Raw genomic sequence first — 16882 nt, 5'->3', positions numbered from 1 at the left:
CCAAGGTAAAGACCCCGAGCGGCCCGGGGCAGCCGGAGAAAAGTCCCAAATTTCTCCGACATTGGCAAAGACCATCCGTCGATGCACTTTCCCAAGTCCCTCGCAGCGGCCAGCGCGCTGCTTGCCTCTCTCGTCGCCCCTCTCGTCGCTCTTCCCGCCTGGGCCGTCGAACCGTTCACCGTCAGGGACATCAAGCTGGAGGGCCTCCAGCGCGTCGAGCCCGGCACCGTCTTCGCCACCATGGGCCTTCGCGCCGGCGACACCTACAGCGACGAGCGCGGCAGCGCCGCCATCCGCGAGCTGTTCAAGCTCGGCCTCTTCAAGGACGTGCGCATCGACGTGAACGGCAACGTGCTGGTGGTGGTGGTGGAAGAGCGCCCCTCCATCGCCGACGTCGACTTCGTGGGCACCAAGGAGTTCGACAAGGCCGCGCTGCAGAAGGCGCTGCGCGAGGTGGGCATCGCAGAAGGGCAGGCCTACGACAAGGCACTGGCCGACCGAGCCGAGCAGGAGCTCAAGCGGCAGTACATCAGCCGCAGTCTTTACAACGCGCAGGTCATCACCACCGTCACGCCGCTGGAGAACAACCGCGTGAACCTGACCTTCACCGTGACCGAAGGCGAGTCCGCGCGCATCAAGGAAGTGCACGTGGTCGGCAACAAGGCCTTCAGCGAAAGCACACTGCTCGACCTGTTCGACCAGGACACCGGCGGCTGGCTCGACTGGTACACCAAGTCCAACCAGTACTCGCGCACCAAGTTCAACGGCGACCTGGAGACGCTGCGCTCCTACTACATCACGCGCGGCTACCTGGAGTTCCGCATCGAGTCGACGCAGGTCGCCATTTCGCCGGACCGGCAGACGCTGACCCTCACCATCAACATCATCGAAGGCCAGAAGTTCGTGGTGGCCGGCGTGAAGCTCGCGGGCGACTACGTGGGCCACGAGGACGAGTTCAAGACGCTGGTGACCATCCGCCCCGGCGCGCCCTACAACGGCGAAGACGTGGCCGCCACCACCAAGGCCTTTACCGACTACTTCGGCACCTTCGGCTATGCCTTCGCACGCGTGAAGGCCGAGCCCGAGATCGACCGCGAGAACAATCGCGTCACGCTGGTGCTGAAGGCCGAGTCCTCGCGCCGTGCGTACGTGCGGCGCATCAACATCGGCGGCAATGCGCGCACGCGCGACGAGGTGATCCGCCGCGAGTTTCGCCAGTACGAAGGCGCCTGGTACGACGGCAACAAGATCCGCGCCTCGCGCGACCGGGTCGACCGCCTGGGCTTCTTCACCGAAGTGAATGTCGACACCGTCGACGTGCCCGGCTCGCCCGACCAGGTCGACCTGGTAGTGAACGTGGCCGAGAAGCCGACCGGCTCGCTGCAGCTGGGCGCGGGCTACTCGTCCACCGACAAGGTCTCGCTGAGCTTCGGCATCACGCAGGAGAACGTGTTCGGCAGCGGCAACTACCTGGGGCTGAACGTGAACACGAGCTCGTACAACCGCACCATCTCGGTCACGGCGACCGACCCGTACTTCACCAAGGACGGCATCTCGCGCACGATCAACGTGTTCCATACCACCACGCGGCCGTACTACGAGGCCGACGGCAACTACAAGCTCGCGAGCGAAGGCGGCTCCATCCGCTTCGGCTTTCCGGTGGGCGAGCAGGACACGGTGTTTCTCGGCATCGGCCTGGAGCGCTGGTCGTTCACGCCCGGCACCAACGGCACCTACACGCTGGTCGACGGCTCGTACGTGTACACCGCCACGCCGCAGGCCTACCTCGACTACTTCAAGTGCACGGGCACCGCGCCGAGCGTGACCTGCGCCAAGTCGAGCGTGGTGGGTATCCCGGCCACGCTGGGCTGGTCGCGCGACGACCGCGACAGCGCACTGGTGCCCACGCGCGGCCGGCTGCAGAGCGCCAACCTCGAAATCGGCGTGGGTAGCGAACTGCGCTACCTGAAGACCAACTACCAGTACCAGCAGTACTTCCCGCTGTCCAAGCAGTACACGCTGGCCATCAACGGCCAGCTCGGCTATGCGCGGGCGCTGGGCGACAGCACCTACCCGATCTTCAAGAACTTCTACGCCGGCGGCCTGGGCTCGATCCGCGGCTTCGAGCAGAACTCGCTCGGCCCGCTCGACTCGGTCACGGCCGGTGCGCTCGGCGGCACGCGCAAGGCGATCTTCAACATGGAGTTCAGCACGCCCTTCCCGGGTGCGGGCAACGACAAGACGCTGCGCCTGTACACATTCTTCGACGCGGGCAACGTGTTCGCCGACCGCACCGCCAGCATGACGGACGCGCAATGGAAGGCGCAGAACCGCATTCGCGCGTCGACCGGCATCGGCATCAGCTGGATCTCGCCGCTCGGCCCGCTGCGGCTGGCCTATGCGGTGCCGCTGATCTACCAGAAGGAAGACACGGCCAACGGCATCTCGGCCGACCGCACGCAGCGCTTCCAGTTCCAGATCGGAACCTCCTTCTGAGCGGAGTACCCTGGCCATGGCTCGCATCCTGCTGGTGGAAGACGGACGCGACAGCAGCGCCCCGCTGCTGCTCGGCCACCTGCAAGGCGCAGGCCACGAGGTCGAGCAGGTCGAAGACGGCTCGGCGGCGCTGGAGCGCATCCTGAGCATGCCGCCGGCGCTCACCCTGCTCGACATCGTGCTGCCGCGCATCGACGGCATCCAGGTGCTGGAGACGGTGCGCTCGTACGGCAACCACCCGATCATCATGCTGACGGCGCGCGCGCAGGAAGCCGACCGGCTGCTGGCGCTCGACCTGGGCGCCGACGACTATGTCTGCAAGCCCTTTTCGCCGCGCGAGGTGGTGGCGCGCATCCACACGGTGCTGCGCCGGCATGCGCAGTGGCGCGATACGGCCGCCCGGCCCTCGACAGCGGTGCGCTTCGACGATCCGCGCGGCAACGCCTGCCTGGAGGGGCGCGCACTGAGGCTGACGCGCCGCGAGCTGCTGTTGTTGCGGGCGCTGTCACGCGACCCCGGCCGGGTGTTCACGCGCTCCAAGCTGCTCGAAGCCGCGTTTCCGGAGGCGTTCGACGTCAACGAGCGCGCGGTCGACGGGCACATCAAGAACCTGCGCAAGAAGCTCGCGGCCGCCGTGCCTTCGCACGACTGGATCCGCTCGGTCTACGGTGTGGGCTTCAGCTTCGCGGAGCGGCCGGCCTGAGCCCGCACGCCCGCTGCAAGCGTGGCTTGCGAGGCTCAGCCTTCGGCGCGCGGCGGCACCAACGCGCGGGCGCGCGCAGTGCCTTCCAGCGCGCGGGGCCGCATCGGACGCATGCCACCGCCACCGGGGGGCGGCATCCCGCCGGGCGGCGGGCCACCAGCACCCCCAAAGCCAGCACCCGGCCGCGGCGGCCGGTCAGTCACCGGGTTCGCCGCCGGGTCCACCACCAGTGCGAGCGTGGCAACGTAGCGTTGCCGCTCCTCGCGCACCGCGCCGAGCACCGTTGCGCCGGCCTTCAATGCGATGCCGTCCACGCTGTTGAGCGTGTCGCGCAGCCGCGCGCGCTGATAGAGCGGCATCTGCGTGTAGAGAAACTCGCTCAGCGCATCGGGCAGGAAGAACTGCGAGGTGAGCACGGCGTGCGCGCCCTTGATCACCTTGAAATGGATGTGCGTGGTGCGCCCTGCATACCAGCCCGGGTACACGGTGCCGAAGGACACGGCGCCCTCGCTGTCGGTGTGCTGGCTGCCGCGCAGGAAGGTCTTGCCTTCGAACGACTGGGCGCGGTCGTCGCCCTGCTCGCCGAAGCCCGAGTAGCGCCCCTGCGCGTCGCAGTGCCACAGGTCCACGCGCAGCCTGGGCAGCGGCCGGCCGGCCGCGTCGCACACAGTGAAGCGCACGTCCAGCGGCACGCCATCGAGCCCTTCGGTGATGTCGCGGCGCTCCAGGGCGAGGTCGAGGTAGTACGGCCCTTCGGTGGCCTGCGCAGTCAGCGGCAGGCGGCGCGGCGCGGCCAGTGCCGGGCGTGCCGATGCCGACAGGCCCGCGGCGCCGAAGGCGGCCAGCAGGCCGCGGCGCCCGGGGAGCAGCGAATCGGGGGGTGTCATGGCGTCTTTTCCTTGTCGATCGGTCCGGTGCCGGACGCGGCGGGCCGCGTGGCGCATCCCTCCGCCCAGAAGACGAACAGCGTCCACGCCTGGGCGATCAGCCAGAAAAACACCGTGATCGCCAGCTGCAGCGGCAGGCCCATGTGAGGAGGGTTCATGGCCTGCATCGTGCGGGCCGATTCAGGAGAAATGGTGGAGAAATTTCCTCCCAATTTCCTCCACATTCGGCCGCAATGATCGGCCGCTTGCCCATCAAGTACCCCTTCGCCTGCCCGCCATGCATGCCGCAGAATGCGGCCATGCCTCCCCCCAGTCCATGCCTCACCTGACACTTTCCAGGAAGATCTTCCTGGCGCTGGCCGCCCTGTTGATCGTGCTGTTGATCAGCTTTGCGGGCCTGTCGATCATCGCGCTGCAACGCGGCCTGGGCTCCTACGTGGCCGAGATCGAGATCCGGCGCATGGACTGGCTCACCGACCTGCTGCTGAAGCACTACGTCGCCAACGGCGACTGGAAGAGCCTGCGCGACAACGACGACGCCTGGCGCCGCCTGCAGATGGGCCGGATGGCTGCCCTGCTCGACAGCACCAGCAACGGCAGCAACGCCGGCGACGAGCGGCGGCTGCCGCCCTGGTACGACTACCGCGCCATGCGCGGCGGCAATCCTTCCGCCCCTCCACAGCACGACAACGGTGCCGACGGCAGCCCGCCACCCCCGCCGCCGTCGGAGACGACGCTGTCGTCACCACAGCTCGACTTGATGCCACGCCGGCTGCCGACCATGCCGCCGCCGTGGTTCTTTCGCGATCCACGGGAATCGCCCGACTCCATCTTCCAGCGGCTGGCCGTGCTCGACGCGCACGGAGCGCGCGTGGTGGGCGCCGACGTCGACCTGGCGAACGCCGCGCGCACGCCGATCCGGCGCGACCGCACGGTCATCGGCTATCTGGCGCTCACGCCGCTGCAGGGCCTCGAAAGCGAGGCCGACCGCGCCTTCGTGGCGCGGCAGTCGGGCGTGATCGTGCTCACGGGCCTGTGCGGCCTCGGCTTCGCACTGGTGCTGTCGTGGCTGCTGGCACGCCGCTGGTTCAAGCCCATCGACGAACTCACGCAGGCCGCGCAAGACCTGGCGCGCGGCCGGCTCTCCACCCGCGTCGCGGTGCAGGGCTCGGACGAGCTTGCGCTGCTCGGGCGCACCTTCAACGACATGGCACAGCGCCTGGACACGGTCGAGGCCTCGCGCCGCGCCTGGCTGGCCGATGCGGCGCACGAGCTGCGCACGCCACTGGCCGCCATGCGCGCAGAAATCGAGGCGCTGCAGGACGGCGTACGCACTTTCGACGAACGCACCGCGCTGCGGCTGCACCGGCAGGTGATACGGCTCGGCCAGCTGGTCGACGACCTGCGCAGCAGCATGCGCGAGCCGCAGAGCGACCTGCTCACGGCCACGGTGTTTCCGCTGTCGCTGCTGAAAGAAGCGCTCGACCACACGCGCGACCGCTTCGCCGCGCGTGGCATCACGGTGGACCGGCGCGCCATCGACCTCATCGGCGCCGCCGCGCAGCCGACCATCGACGGCGACGCGCACCGGCTGCACCAGGTCTTCATGAACCTGCTGGAGAACACGCTGGCCTACACCGACCAGGGTGGCCAACTGCGCATCGACGTCACGGTCGAGGGCGCATGGACCGGCAACTGCCTCACCCTGCTGTTCGACGACAGCGCGCCGGGTGTGCCCGAGGCCGAGCTGCCGCGCCTGTTCGACCGCCTGTTCCGCGGCGAGGCCTCGCGCAGCCGCGAACACGGTGGCTCCGGGCTCGGCCTTTCGATCTGCCGCGCGACCATCGAGACGCACGGCGGCACCATCGATGCGTCAGCCTCGCCCCTGGGCGGGCTGCGCGTGACCATCACCCTTCCACTGGGGACATCCTCATGACACGCATCGTCATCGTCGAAGACGAAACCGACATCGCCTCGGTGGTGCAGGACTACCTGCGCCACGCGGGCTACGAAACCGAGCACTTCACCGACGGGCAAAGCGCGCTGGAAAGCATCGTCGCCGCACCGCCCGACCTCACGCTGCTCGACATCATGCTGCCGCGGCTCGATGGCATCGAGGTGCTGCGCCGCGCGCGCGAGCACACGGCGCACCCGATCATCATGCTGACCGCGCGCATCGAGGAGGTCGACCGGCTGCTGGGCCTGGAGCTGGGCGCCGACGACTACGTGTGCAAGCCCTTCTCGCCGCGCGAGCTGGTGGCGCGCGTGCGCGCGGTGCTGCGGCGCACCGCGCCGGGGCTGGCGCAGGGTTCGGCCTCGCAGAGCGATGCTCCGGGGCTGGTGCTCGACGACGTGCACTGGCGCGCCTCGCTCGAAGGCACGCCGCTGAACCTCACGCGGCGCGAGTTCGGGCTGCTGCAGGTGCTGTCGCGGCACCCGGGGCGCATCTTCTCGCGCTCCCGCCTGCTCGAACTGGCCTACGACGACACGGTGGACGTGACCGAACGCGCCATCGACAGCCACGTGAAGAACCTCCGCCGCAAGCTCGGCTCGGTCACGCCCGAGCACGACTGGATACGGTCGGTGTACGGCGTCGGCTTTGCGTGGGAAGTGCCGGGCTAGCCGGTGGCTATCGGCTGGCGAGAAGAGTCTTGAGTTCGCCGCTGTCGATGAGCTTCTGCAAGTCCGTGGCGCCGCCGACCAGCATGCCCTTGACGAACACCATCGGAAAGGTCGGCCACCCGGTCCACATCTTGAGCGCGTTGCGGTCGCGCCATTGGCTCAGGTAGCTGCCGTACCCGAGGTACTTGTACGGCTGCCCGATCCGGTCGAGGGCCTGGCGCGCTTTCTTCGGGAACGGATTGATGCCCATGCCGACCACGACCACGTCGTGCTCGGCAACTGCCGCCATGACTTCGCGCACGAAGGTCTGGCGGCTGTCGGCCAGCCTTGCGCGGATGGCGGGGTGGATGCGGGCTTCTTCGAGAACGGGGCGGGGCATTGGGCGCTTTCGGTGTTCGTGTGAATGTAAGGGCGCGGAGTGGCGCTTCCTGATAGCGCAGGGCAGGTGATCGTGTGGACGGGGAAATGACGCTCTAAAGACTCGAGCCCGGCCCCGAGGCTCGGATCTGCGTCGCGGTCTTCGCCCAGGTTTTCTCCAGCATCCGCGACAGGTACGAGCCCGACTCCCACCCCACCTGCAGGGCAATGGACAGCACCGACTCCCGCGTGTGGGCCAGCAGGTAGGCCGCGCGCTCCAGGCGCCGGCGCTGCAGGTAGGCCAGCGGCGACACGCCGTACTTCGCGCGGAAGATGCGCTCCACCTGGCGGCGCGAGAGACGGTGCTGCTGGGCAAAGGCTTCCAGCGACAGAGGCTCTGCCAGGTCGCTTTCGATGGCTTCGGCCAGCAGTTCGGCCACCAGCAGGGCCGATGACGGATCGCCGTCCGACAGGGGGTTGCCGCTGAGCCGCGCCGCCTCCATGACGAGCGCGCCGCACAGCGCGTAGTTTTCACCAGCGCCGGTCTTCGCGGACTCGAACATCCGCTGCGACAGTGCTCGCAGCGCAGTGCTGCCCGCGCGCATGCCCTGCGGCGGCCCCGAGACACCCTGCGCCTGCAAGGCGGTGGCCCACAGCGCGGGATCGACATAGACAGCGATGTGCGTCTGCCCTGACGTAAGCGTGGTCGTCGAATGCGCGCTCCCCGCCGCAAACCAGACGAAGTGCCCGGGACCGAGGCGCTGCGCCTCGCCCTGCGCATCGCCGACGCTGAAGCGTCCCGCGAGGGGCACGAACAGCATGTCGCAATCGTGCACGTGGGTGTCGGTGGCATAGCGGTCGCGGGTGTTCGCGACCATGGTGGCGTGGTGCGACAGCCGCTCGACGAACAGCGACTGGCGGGGCGTCGAGGGCGCGTTGTTCAGGTGCATGGCCACTCCTTGTCGCATTTGGATTCGTGCATGTCGCAATCGGTCGCGCGCATTTGTGCACGCTCAACAGAATCGGGAAACACCACTCCCGCAAGCAAGAAGCATGACCCCAAAACCTCTGCGCCGCGCGCTCCTCGGTCTGGCAGCCGCCGGGCTTCTGTACGGCCCTGCAGCCTCCTGGGCGGCCCCGGACTATCCGGGCAAGCCGGTCACGATCATCGTACCCTTCCCCGCCGGCGGCGGCACGGACGTGATCTTCCGCTCGGTGCAGCAGCGGCTGCAGGCCGCGCTCGGCGTGTCGGTGATCATCGACAACCGCTCCGGCGCGGGCGGCACCGTGGGCACGGGCTTCGGCGCAAAGGCGAACCCCGACGGCTACACGCTGGTGGCCGCCACCACCTCGACCATCGCATCGGCCGACGCGGTGTACCCCAAGCTGCCCTACGACCCGATCAAGGACCTGATGCCGGTCGGCACCATCGGCACCACGCCCTTCGTGCTGGTGGTGACGCCTTCGCTGGCCGCACGCGACCTTAAAGGCTTCATCGACTACGCCAAGGCGCATCCACAGGCGCTCAACTACGGAAGCATCGGCAACGGCAGCCTGAGCCATCTGACAGGTGAACTTTTCAAGCAGCGCACCGGCATCGAGATGACGCACGTGCCCTACCGCGGCGCAGCGCCCGCGCAGGCCGACCTGATGGCGGGGCAGATCCAGGCGCTGTTCGACAACCCGCCCGCGCTGCTGGCGCAGGTGCGCGGCGGCCGCATGCGGGCGCTGGCGATCAGCGAGCCCTCGGCCGGCTTCGACGGCGTGCCCACTTTCGAGCAGGCCGGCATCAAGGACTTCAAGCCCCAGCTCTGGTACGGCCTGATGGCTCCGGCAGCCACGCCGCAGCCGGTGATGCAGCGCCTGCGCGCCGCGCTCGACACGGCAATGAACGACCCGGCCCTGCGCGCCGACATGCTCGCCAAGGGCGTGACGCCGTGGAACGTGCAGCCCGACGGGTTCCAGGCGCAGATCCGCGGCGACATCAAGCTCTGGGGCGGCATCGCGCGCTCGGTGAACGCGAGGGCCGATTGACGATGGCCAGCGTTCACAACATCCGCGTCTTCGTGGGGCCCGACCCGAAGGTCGGCGGCAACCCCGCGCCGGTCTGGCTCGATGCCGATGCACTCTCCAGCGCGCAGATGCAGGAATACACGCGGCGCAGCGGGCATGAATCGGTCTTCGTGCTGAAGCCCGCGACGCCCGCTCATGCCCTGCGCATGCGCTACTTCGTACCGAACCACGAAATGGAAATGTGCGGCCACGCCACGGTCGGCGCGCTGTGGCTGTTGCACCAGCGCGATGAATGGAACGGCGCACCGGTCGCCATCGAGACGCTGAGCGGCACCGTGACGGGACGGCGTGTCGATGGCACGGTGCAGATCAGCCAGCCGCGCGCGGTGGTGCAGGAAGTGACGCAGCAAGCGCTGGTCGAAGAGATCGCGCAATGCCTGGGCATCGACGCGTCGCAGATCGCGGGGCCGGTGCTCAATGCCGCCACCAGCCGCGTGAAGACACTGGTGCGGCTGGCGGACACGGCGCAGCTGCATGGCTTGCGCGTGGATTTCTCGCGCGTCGAATCGCTGTGCGAGCGGCTCGGGTCCACCGGGCTCTATCCCTTCGCGATGTCACAGGACGCAGCCGACACAGTCAGCGCGCGACAGTTTCCAAAGTCTTCGGGCTATCCGGAAGACGCTGCCACGGGCATCGCCGCGGCCGCGCTCGCGTGGGGGCTACGCCATCTGGGCCTGGTCGGCCGCGGCGCGCTGTCAGTGACGGTTCGCCAGGGCGAGGCCATGGGGTCGCCCTCTGCCATCCACGTGGGGCTGCCCCCGGAAGCGATGGCACAGGAAGGCTGCTGGGTAGGCGGCGACGCTGCGGCAGAAGATCTCCGCTGAAGCAGCGTTGCCGACGCGCGGCTGGTCGGTCCTGCCTTACTGGTACGCCGCCAGCTCCTGCTTGGCAATCGCGTTGCGGTGCACCTCGTCGGGACCGTCGGCCACGCGCAGGTGCCTCTCGTAGGCGTAGAAATGCGTGAGCAGCGTGTCCTGGCTCAGGCCCATGGCGCCGAAGGCCTGCATCGCCCAGTCGATCACCTTCACGCAGTTGTTGGGCGTGAGCACCTTGATCATTGCGATCTCCTTTGCGGCGACCTTGTTGCCCACGGTGTCCATGCGGTAGGCCGCGTTGAGCACCATCCAGCGCGACTGCTCGATGAGCATGCGCGACTCGGCAATGCGCTCGCGCCACACGCCCTGCTCCGACAGCGGCTTGTGGAACGCGACGCGCGACACGAGGCGCTGGCACATCATTTCCAGCGCGGCCTCGGCCATGCCAATGGCACGCATGCAGTGATGGATGCGTCCCGGCCCGAGGCGGCCCTGTGCAATCTCGAAGCCGCGGCCTTCGCCGAGCAGGATGTTCTCGACCGGCACGCGCACGTTGTCGAACACGATCTCGGGGTGGCCGAACGGCGGGTCGTAGACGCCGAGCAGTGCCATGTCGCGCACGATGGTCACGCCGGGCGTGTTCTTCGGCACGAGGATCATCGACTGCTGCTTGTGGCGATCTGCGTTGTCGGGGTCGGTCTTGCCCATCAGCACGAAGATTTCGCAGCGCTCGTTCATCGCGCCGGTGATGTACCACTTGCGCCCGTTGATGACGTACTCATTGCCTTCGCGGCGGATGCTGCAGCGGATGTTGGTGGCGTCGCTCGACGCCACCTCGGGCTCGGTCATCGCGAAGGACGAGCGGATCTCTCCAGCCAGCAGCGGCTTGAGCCAACGCTCCTGCTGGGCCTTGGTGCCGTAGCGCGCCAGCACTTCCATGTTGCCGGTGTCGGGCGCAGAGCAGTTGAAGATTTCGGAGGACCAGTAGCGCCGGCCCATGATCTCGCACAGCGGGGCGTATTCGACGTTGCTCAGCCCCGGGCCGTGCTCCGACTCCGGCAGGAACAGGTTCCACAGCCCGCGCTCGCGCGCCTTGGCCTTGAGGCCGGCCATCATCGGCAGCTCGGCGTAGGGGCGGCCCGCGCGGGCGTTGGCGGCCAGTTCTTCTTCATGGCGCTTTTCGTTCGGGTAGACGAACTCGTCCATGAACTTGAGCAGTTCCTCGCGCAGCGCGGTCACCCTGGGTGTGAATTCGAAATGCATGGTGCGTCCTTCAGCAACAGTCGATGTGCCTTGAAGGTACGTCGCGCACCGCATTCCGGACGGTCTTCCGCGCGACAGCCCGAGGCCCCTGCTGTCGCCTTCGCAGCAGCCACCGGCGCGACAATGCGTGCATGACAGCCAGCACTCCGGATGCCACGCCACAACCCGCTTCGCCGCCGCGCCCCGTGCGCTCGGCGGCCACCCTCATCGTTCTGCGCGACGCAAGCCACGGCCTCGAAGTGCTGATGCTGCGGCGGGCCGAGAAGGCCAACGACCAGAACAGCGGCGCCAGCGTGTTTCCGGGCGGCGTGATCGATGCGCACGACCGCGGCCTGCACGTGCACTGCGCCGGCATGGACGACAGGGCCGCGAGCGAACGCCTCGCGGTGCCTGATGGCGGGCTCGACTACTACGCCGCCGCGATCCGCGAATGCTTCGAGGAAGCCGGCGTGCTGTTTGCGACCGACGGCGGCACCGAACGGCTGGTGTCGCTGGACAGCCTGCCTCCCGACCAGCTCGCCGCCATGCGCCATGCGGCGGAGCAAGGCACCGATGCGCTGCTCTCGCTGTGCGAGCGGCACGGCTGGCGGCTCGCGGCCGACCGGCTCGCTTATTTCGCTTACTGGCTCACGCCGCCAGGCATGCCGCGCCGCTTCGACACCCGCTTCTTCATCGCGCCGATGCCCGAGGCGCAGCGCGTGCAGCCCGATGGCCGCGAGACGGTCAAGCACATGTGGCTGCGCCCCGCCGAGGCCGTGGACCCGGCGCGCGGGCTCAAGCTGATGAACGTGACGCGCCGCATCCTCGAGCAACTCGCGCAGTTCGCAAGCACGGCCGAGCTCATGGACCATGCGCGCGGCCTGCAGCACATTCCGCGCGTCATGCCCCGGCTGGCGGACGGGCCCGCGGGACGACGGCCGGTGAACATGGACGAGCCGGCATACGAAGAAGTCGCGCATCTCGACCCGGACGGCAAGGGCGGTGGCCGCTATGCGCACGAGGCCGGGCTGGTGACGCAGCTGTCGGCGCGGGTTCTGCGGGTTACGGGCGAAGCATCGGGCGAACTGGCGCACAGCTACTTCGTGGGAGCTGAGGGCGGCGATTGCGCGTTGATCGATGCGTTGCCCGCTAGCCCCGGGCACATCGCGGCCCTCGTTGCAGCGGCACCCGGGCGCGTGCGATGGATCCTGTCTACGCAGGCGTGGTCGGAAGAAGCCATGGGCGCCCTCGCCGGCCTGCTCGACATCTGGCCCGATGCCTCCACGGTGCTGCCCACGCCGGGCGAACGGATCGACCTGGGCGGCGCCACGCTGCGCGTGCTGCCGGGTACGGACGGGGCGCAATCCCGCCAGTTCCTGCAGGTCGAGGACGAGATGCTGCTCACAGGGGTTGCCCCCGCAGCCGACGACGCCCGAGCCCGGTGGATAGCCCCGCGCCACGGCTTCCTGCGCAGCCGGCCTGCGCCCTAGCCACAAGGCGCCACACGGCCGTGGCATGCATCGTGCAAGATCAGCCCATGCTTCCCCTGTCCCCCGACGCGCTGCGCCAGCGGCTGCGGTCTTTCGCTTCCCGCGCGCAACCCGTTCGCATCCTTCTCACCCTCGGCAGCCTCATGGCGGCCTGCGCCTGGACCGGCCATCCTGATGCGGTGATTCCCCTGTTCCTCGGCGCCATCGCCAGCGCGCTCGCCGAGACCGACGACAGTTGGCGCGGCCGGCTGCGCGCGCAGGTGGTCACGCTGGGCTGCTTCGCGGCCATCGCATTCGCGGTCGAGGCGGCGTTCGGCCTGCCACTGCTGTTCATCACCGGGCTTGCGCTCGCGGCCTTCTGCCTCACGATGCTCGGGGCGGTGGGGGCGCGCTACAAGGCGATTGCGTATGCGACGCTGATCCTCGCGATGTACGCCACGCTCGGCATCGAGAACATGGGCGCGCACGGTGTGGCTCATCGCGGGCGCGAACCGCTGCTGCTGCTGGCGGGCGCTGCGTGGTACGGCGTGTTCTCGGTGCTGTGGTGCGCGGCCTTTCCGGCGCAGCCGGTGCAGGCGCGGCTCGTGACGCTGTTCGCGGTGCTGGGCAATTTCGTGCGCTTCAAGGCCTCGCTGTTCGAGCCGCTGCGCGGCATCGACATCGAGCGCAAGCGGCTCGCACTGGCGCAGCTCAATGCCGAAGTGGTGGCGGAGCTCAACGCCGCGAAGGAAAGCATCTTCCTGCGCATCGGCGCGCGCGCGCCGACCGGGCGTCTCTCGCGTTACCGCGGGCTCTACCTGATCGCGCAGGACGTACACGAGCGCGCCAGCTCCTCGCACGACGACTACAACGCGCTGGCCGACGCCTTCTTCCATAGCGACCTGCTCTACCGCTGTCAGCGCCTGCTGGGCCTGCAGGGCCTGGCCTGCCAGCGGCTGGCCGATTCGATCGCTCGGCGCGAGCCCTTCGAGGTGGGAACGGAGACGGTGCAGGCGCTGGCCGACCTGCGCAGCGCCATCGAGCATGAGCGCGCGCGGGCCGATACGCCCGGGCGGCTGGCGCTGCTGGCGTCCGTCGAGGCGCTGGCGCGCAACCTCGCGCTGCTCGACGGGCAACTCGCCGGGGCCAGCCAGCCGTCGGCGCGCGCGGGCCGTACGGAGATGGGCCTGTTCGACCGCTCGCCGCGCTCGTGGCGCGATGCGGTCGAGCGCGTGCGGCGGCAGCTCACCACGCGCTCGCCGCTGTTTCGCCATGCGCTGCGCCTGTCGGTGGCGCTGGTGGCGGGCTACGGCGTGATGCGCGCCATTCACCCGGCGCAGGGCTACTGGATCTTGCTGACCACGCTGTTCGTCTGCCAGCAGACGTATGGCGACACCATTTCGCGCATGGGGCAGCGCATTGCCGGCACCGCGCTCGGCGTGGTGGCCGGTTGGGCGCTGCTGCAGCTGTTTCCGCAGCCGCTGGTGCAGTCAGTGATCGCGGTGGTGGCGGGCGTGCTGTTCTTCGCGACCCGCACCACGCGCTACCTGCTGGCCACAGCCTCGATGACGCTGCTGGTGCTGATGTGCTTCAACCAGGTCGGCGACAGCGGCGTGCTGCTGGTGCCGCGGCTGGTCGACACCGCCATCGGCAGCGCGATCGCCGGGCTGGCGGTGCTGCTGGTGCTGCCGCACTGGCAGGCACGGCGCATCAACGAGCTAGCGGCGGCCGCCATGCGCGGCCATGCCGGCTACCTGCGGCAGATCGTCGGGCAATACCGCACCGGCGCGCGCGACCACCTCGACTACCGGCTGGCGCGGCGCAACGACCACAACGCGGATGCGGCGCTGTCCACGGCCGTGTCGGACATGTTCCGCGAGCCGGGCTACGTGCGGCCGCGCGCGGGGGTGGCGCTGCGCTTCCTGATCCGGTCGCACACGCTGCTGAGTTACCTCTCGGCCCTGGGCGCCCACCGTGCGGCGCTGCCAGACTCGGCGCAGATGGCGGTGCTGCGTACTGCCGCTGAAGGGGCGATCGCAGCGCTGGAAGGGCTGGCGGCCGGGCTGGAAAAGGGCGTGATCGAGGCGCCGGGCGATGCAGTTGCGGAATCAACCGCGCGCGCCGCACTGGCGCAGGCCGTTGCCGCCAGCGGCGAGAACGGGGACGGCAGCGACCCGCAGGCGCGAACTTTTCACACCGAACTCGGTCTGATCTGGCTGCAGATAGACGCGTTGCGCACCCATGCACGCGAATGGCTGCAGTCTGAAGGCAGCGAAACCACGACCGCGCCAGCCTGAGCGAACATCCATGCGATCCGGTCGGTTGAAAGCACCCGCCGTGAACACCTCGTGGCGCGGCAGGTAAGATTACCCCTACATGTCCCGCTGGTTTGTCGCCACTGTCCTGTCCATCATGCTGTCCTGCTACGGCTTTGCCGTGCTTGCCCACAGCGTGATCGGTAGCGGCCATTCGCACGGCGAACAACAGGAGTCCGCGCTGGTTGTCAGTGCTGACTTCTCCGATGCAGCAACGCCGGCAAGCGATGCCGACAAGGCGTCGGACGATTCCCTTTCCGTCGACGAAGCCGGCTCCGAGCACGCCGAACTGGTCGACGCACGCAACGGCGCCCCCGCGCTGCTGCGCTTTACGGAACAGCCGCCGAAGCTCGGCCTGACCACCTCCGTCGCGCCGTTCCTAGCGCGACCCAAGCGGCCACCCCGCGCCGCGTCCTTCGTCGCCTAGGCCCCTCAAGGCCTTGCGCGACCGGGAGCCGCCATGGCTCCCGCCCTTTCGATCCGGGCCCCCGCCATCCGGCGGCACCCGCATCGCAGCAACGACATCTCTCATTTCCGGCCCTGTGCCTCTTGCGCGCCATTGCGCGCAAGAGGCACCGGTCCAGCTTCAAGGAATCAACACAATGAACAACAGTCCCTCCACCTATCACGACGGCTTCGACCTCCCGCTCGCCTCGCCGCAGGAGCGCAACCGCGTGCTGCGCAACACCTACTGGCTGCTCGCGCTGTCGATGGTGCCCACCGTTCTGGGCGCCTGGATCGGCGTTTCCACCGGCTTCTCGCGCGCCATGTCGCCGGGCATCGGCCTGATGGTGTTCCTCGGCGGCGCCTTCGGCTTCATGTACGCCATCGAGAAAACCAAGGAATCGGCCGCCGGCGTGCCGGTGCTGCTGGCCTTCACCTTCTTCATGGGCCTGATGCTGTCGCGCCTGGTGGGCTCCGTGCTCGGCCTGGCCAACGGAGCCAGTCTGGTGATGACGGCGTTCGCCGGCACCGGCGCGATCTTCTTCGGCATGGCCACGCTGTCGTCGGTCATCAAGCGCGACCTGTCGGCCATGGGCAAGTGGCTCTTCATCGGCGCCATCCTGCTGCTGGTGGCTGGCATCGCCAACTTCTTCATCCAGTCGAGCGCGCTGATGATGACGCTGTCGGTCGCGGCCATCGGCATCTTCTCGGCCTTCATCCTGCACGACCTCAAGCGCGTGAAGGACGGCCTGGAGACCAACTACATCTCCGCCACGCTGGGTGTGTATCTCAGCATCTACAACGTCTTCCAGTCGCTGCTGGCCCTGCTGGGCATCGCGGGCGGCCGGGACGAGTAATTCCCCACGAAGGAAGGAAAGGAACATCCCATGCGTCTCACCACCAAGGGCCGCTTCGCGGTCACCGCGATGATCGACATCGCCCTGCACGGCCGGTCGGGCCCCGTCACGCTGGCCTCGATCAGCCTGCGTCAGCGCGTGTCGCTGTCGTACCTGGAGCTGCTCTTCGGCAAGCTGCGGCGCGCCAGCCTGGTCGAATCGACCCGCGGCCCCGGCGGCGGCTATTCGCTCAGCCGCAAGGCGGCGGAGATTTCGGTGGCCGACATCGTTCTCTCGATCGAGGAACACGATGCCGAATCCACCCGCCGGCGCGACGCCGACGCCCCGGGCGAGACCGGCCGCTGCGAAATCGACGAGCTCTGGGCCACCGTGAACCTGCGGGCGGTCGAGTTCCTCAAGTCGATCTCGCTGCAAAGCCTGGTCGACGAACAAAAGGCCAAGGGCGTGCAAGCCGCAGTACGGACCGAAACCCGGCGCACGCCGACCGGTCAGCCGGCCACGCGCAAGCCTTTTGTGGTCGACGCGCCCAACTCGGTGTTCGCACTGGGACGGCGTCAGCAGAGCGCCAGCTAGCCTCAGCCGGTCAACGCCATCACGGACCA

General features: G+C 68.6%; 16 protein-coding genes. 11 read left to right on the top strand and 5 right to left on the bottom strand.

The window, feature by feature from the left end; all coding sequences use genetic code 11:
* Positions 1 to 81: 81 nt before the first annotated feature.
* On the top strand, positions 82 to 2496 hold the full coding sequence (gene bamA / locus BLV60_RS22010) for an outer membrane protein assembly factor BamA (protein WP_093057413.1): 2415 nt from the start codon (positions 82 to 84) through the stop codon (positions 2494 to 2496).
* A gap of 16 nt (positions 2497 to 2512) precedes the next feature.
* Positions 2513 to 3199 (top strand): response regulator, encoded by a 687-nt coding sequence (locus BLV60_RS22005; RefSeq protein WP_093057412.1) that lies wholly within the window; start codon positions 2513 to 2515, stop codon positions 3197 to 3199.
* 35 nt (positions 3200 to 3234) lie between these two features.
* Here the strand turns inward: BLV60_RS22005 and BLV60_RS22000 are convergent, their stop codons facing one another.
* A complete protein-coding gene (locus BLV60_RS22000) occupies positions 3235 to 4086 on the bottom strand; it encodes an intradiol ring-cleavage dioxygenase (protein WP_093057411.1) in 852 nt (283 codons plus the stop codon).
* Positions 4083 to 4244 carry a hypothetical protein gene (locus BLV60_RS34155; protein WP_256216802.1) on the bottom strand — a complete coding sequence of 54 codons (162 nt, stop codon included), beginning with the start codon at positions 4242 to 4244 and terminating at the stop codon, positions 4083 to 4085. Before BLV60_RS34155 ends, BLV60_RS22000 begins: the two co-directional genes overlap by 4 nt.
* Positions 4245 to 4402: 158 nt before the next feature.
* On the opposite strand from BLV60_RS34155, the gene BLV60_RS21995 reads away from it, so the two are divergent.
* Together BLV60_RS21995 and BLV60_RS21990 are read left to right on the top strand one after the other, a co-directional pair.
* Positions 4403 to 6022 carry an ATP-binding protein gene (locus BLV60_RS21995; protein ID WP_093057495.1) on the top strand — a complete coding sequence of 540 codons (1620 nt, stop codon included), beginning with the start codon at positions 4403 to 4405 and terminating at the stop codon, positions 6020 to 6022.
* Positions 6019 to 6708, top strand: coding sequence for a response regulator (locus BLV60_RS21990; protein WP_093057410.1), 690 nt, complete (start codon positions 6019 to 6021; stop codon positions 6706 to 6708). The genes BLV60_RS21995 and BLV60_RS21990 overlap by 4 nt, the downstream gene beginning before the upstream one ends.
* A 7-nt stretch (positions 6709 to 6715) precedes the next feature.
* Here BLV60_RS21990 and BLV60_RS21985 read toward each other — a convergent pair whose 3' ends face one another.
* Both BLV60_RS21985 and BLV60_RS21980 read right to left on the bottom strand, forming a co-directional pair.
* Entirely contained in the window at positions 6716 to 7087 is a 372-nt protein-coding gene (locus BLV60_RS21985; RefSeq protein WP_093057409.1) for a glutaredoxin domain-containing protein, read from the bottom strand.
* Positions 7088 to 7181: 94 nt separating this feature from the next.
* The gene (locus BLV60_RS21980; protein ID WP_176928878.1) at positions 7182 to 8015 is read right to left on the bottom strand and encodes an AraC family transcriptional regulator; all 834 of its coding nucleotides are present in this window, start codon (positions 8013 to 8015) and stop codon (positions 7182 to 7184) included.
* A gap of 103 nt (positions 8016 to 8118) precedes the next feature.
* Here BLV60_RS21980 and BLV60_RS21975 point away from each other — a divergent pair, with 103 nt between their 5' ends.
* On the top strand, positions 8119 to 9099 hold the full coding sequence (locus BLV60_RS21975) for a Bug family tripartite tricarboxylate transporter substrate binding protein (protein ID WP_176928876.1): 981 nt from the start codon (positions 8119 to 8121) through the stop codon (positions 9097 to 9099).
* Between the two features lie 2 nt (positions 9100 to 9101).
* The gene (locus tag BLV60_RS21970; RefSeq protein ID WP_093057407.1) at positions 9102 to 9962 is read left to right on the top strand and encodes a PhzF family phenazine biosynthesis protein; all 861 of its coding nucleotides are present in this window, start codon (positions 9102 to 9104) and stop codon (positions 9960 to 9962) included.
* Positions 9963 to 9998: 36 nt separating this feature from the next.
* Here BLV60_RS21970 and BLV60_RS21965 read toward each other — a convergent pair whose 3' ends face one another.
* Positions 9999 to 11216 carry an acyl-CoA dehydrogenase family protein gene (locus tag BLV60_RS21965; RefSeq protein WP_093057406.1) on the bottom strand — a complete coding sequence of 406 codons (1218 nt, stop codon included), beginning with the start codon at positions 11214 to 11216 and terminating at the stop codon, positions 9999 to 10001.
* A gap of 131 nt (positions 11217 to 11347) precedes the next feature.
* On the opposite strand from BLV60_RS21965, the gene BLV60_RS21960 reads away from it, so the two are divergent.
* The 5 genes from BLV60_RS21960 (at position 11348) to BLV60_RS21940 (ending at position 16853) form a co-directional block, all read left to right on the top strand.
* Entirely contained in the window at positions 11348 to 12685 is a 1338-nt protein-coding gene (locus BLV60_RS21960; protein WP_093057405.1) for an NUDIX domain-containing protein, read from the top strand.
* 47 nt (positions 12686 to 12732) lie between these two features.
* Positions 12733 to 14961 (top strand): YccS family putative transporter, encoded by a 2229-nt coding sequence (gene yccS / locus BLV60_RS21955; RefSeq protein ID WP_093057404.1) that lies wholly within the window; start codon positions 12733 to 12735, stop codon positions 14959 to 14961.
* A 79-nt stretch (positions 14962 to 15040) separates the two neighbouring features.
* A complete protein-coding gene (locus tag BLV60_RS21950) occupies positions 15041 to 15406 on the top strand; it encodes a hypothetical protein (RefSeq protein ID WP_256329429.1) in 366 nt (121 codons plus the stop codon).
* 175 nt (positions 15407 to 15581) lie between these two features.
* Positions 15582 to 16280, top strand: coding sequence for a Bax inhibitor-1/YccA family protein (locus tag BLV60_RS21945; protein ID WP_093057402.1), 699 nt, complete (start codon positions 15582 to 15584; stop codon positions 16278 to 16280).
* Between the two features lie 30 nt (positions 16281 to 16310).
* Complete coding sequence (locus BLV60_RS21940; protein WP_093057401.1) at positions 16311 to 16853, top strand: Rrf2 family transcriptional regulator; 543 nt, start codon at positions 16311 to 16313, stop codon at positions 16851 to 16853.
* The last annotated feature ends 29 nt before the right edge of the window (positions 16854 to 16882 follow it).

The sequence above is a fragment of the Variovorax sp. YR634 genome (assembly GCF_900106655.1).
GTDB lineage: Bacteria > Pseudomonadota > Gammaproteobacteria > Burkholderiales > Burkholderiaceae_C > Variovorax.
The sequence above is the reverse complement of the archived record's forward strand: the minus strand, read 5'-3'. Positions and strand labels throughout refer to the sequence as shown.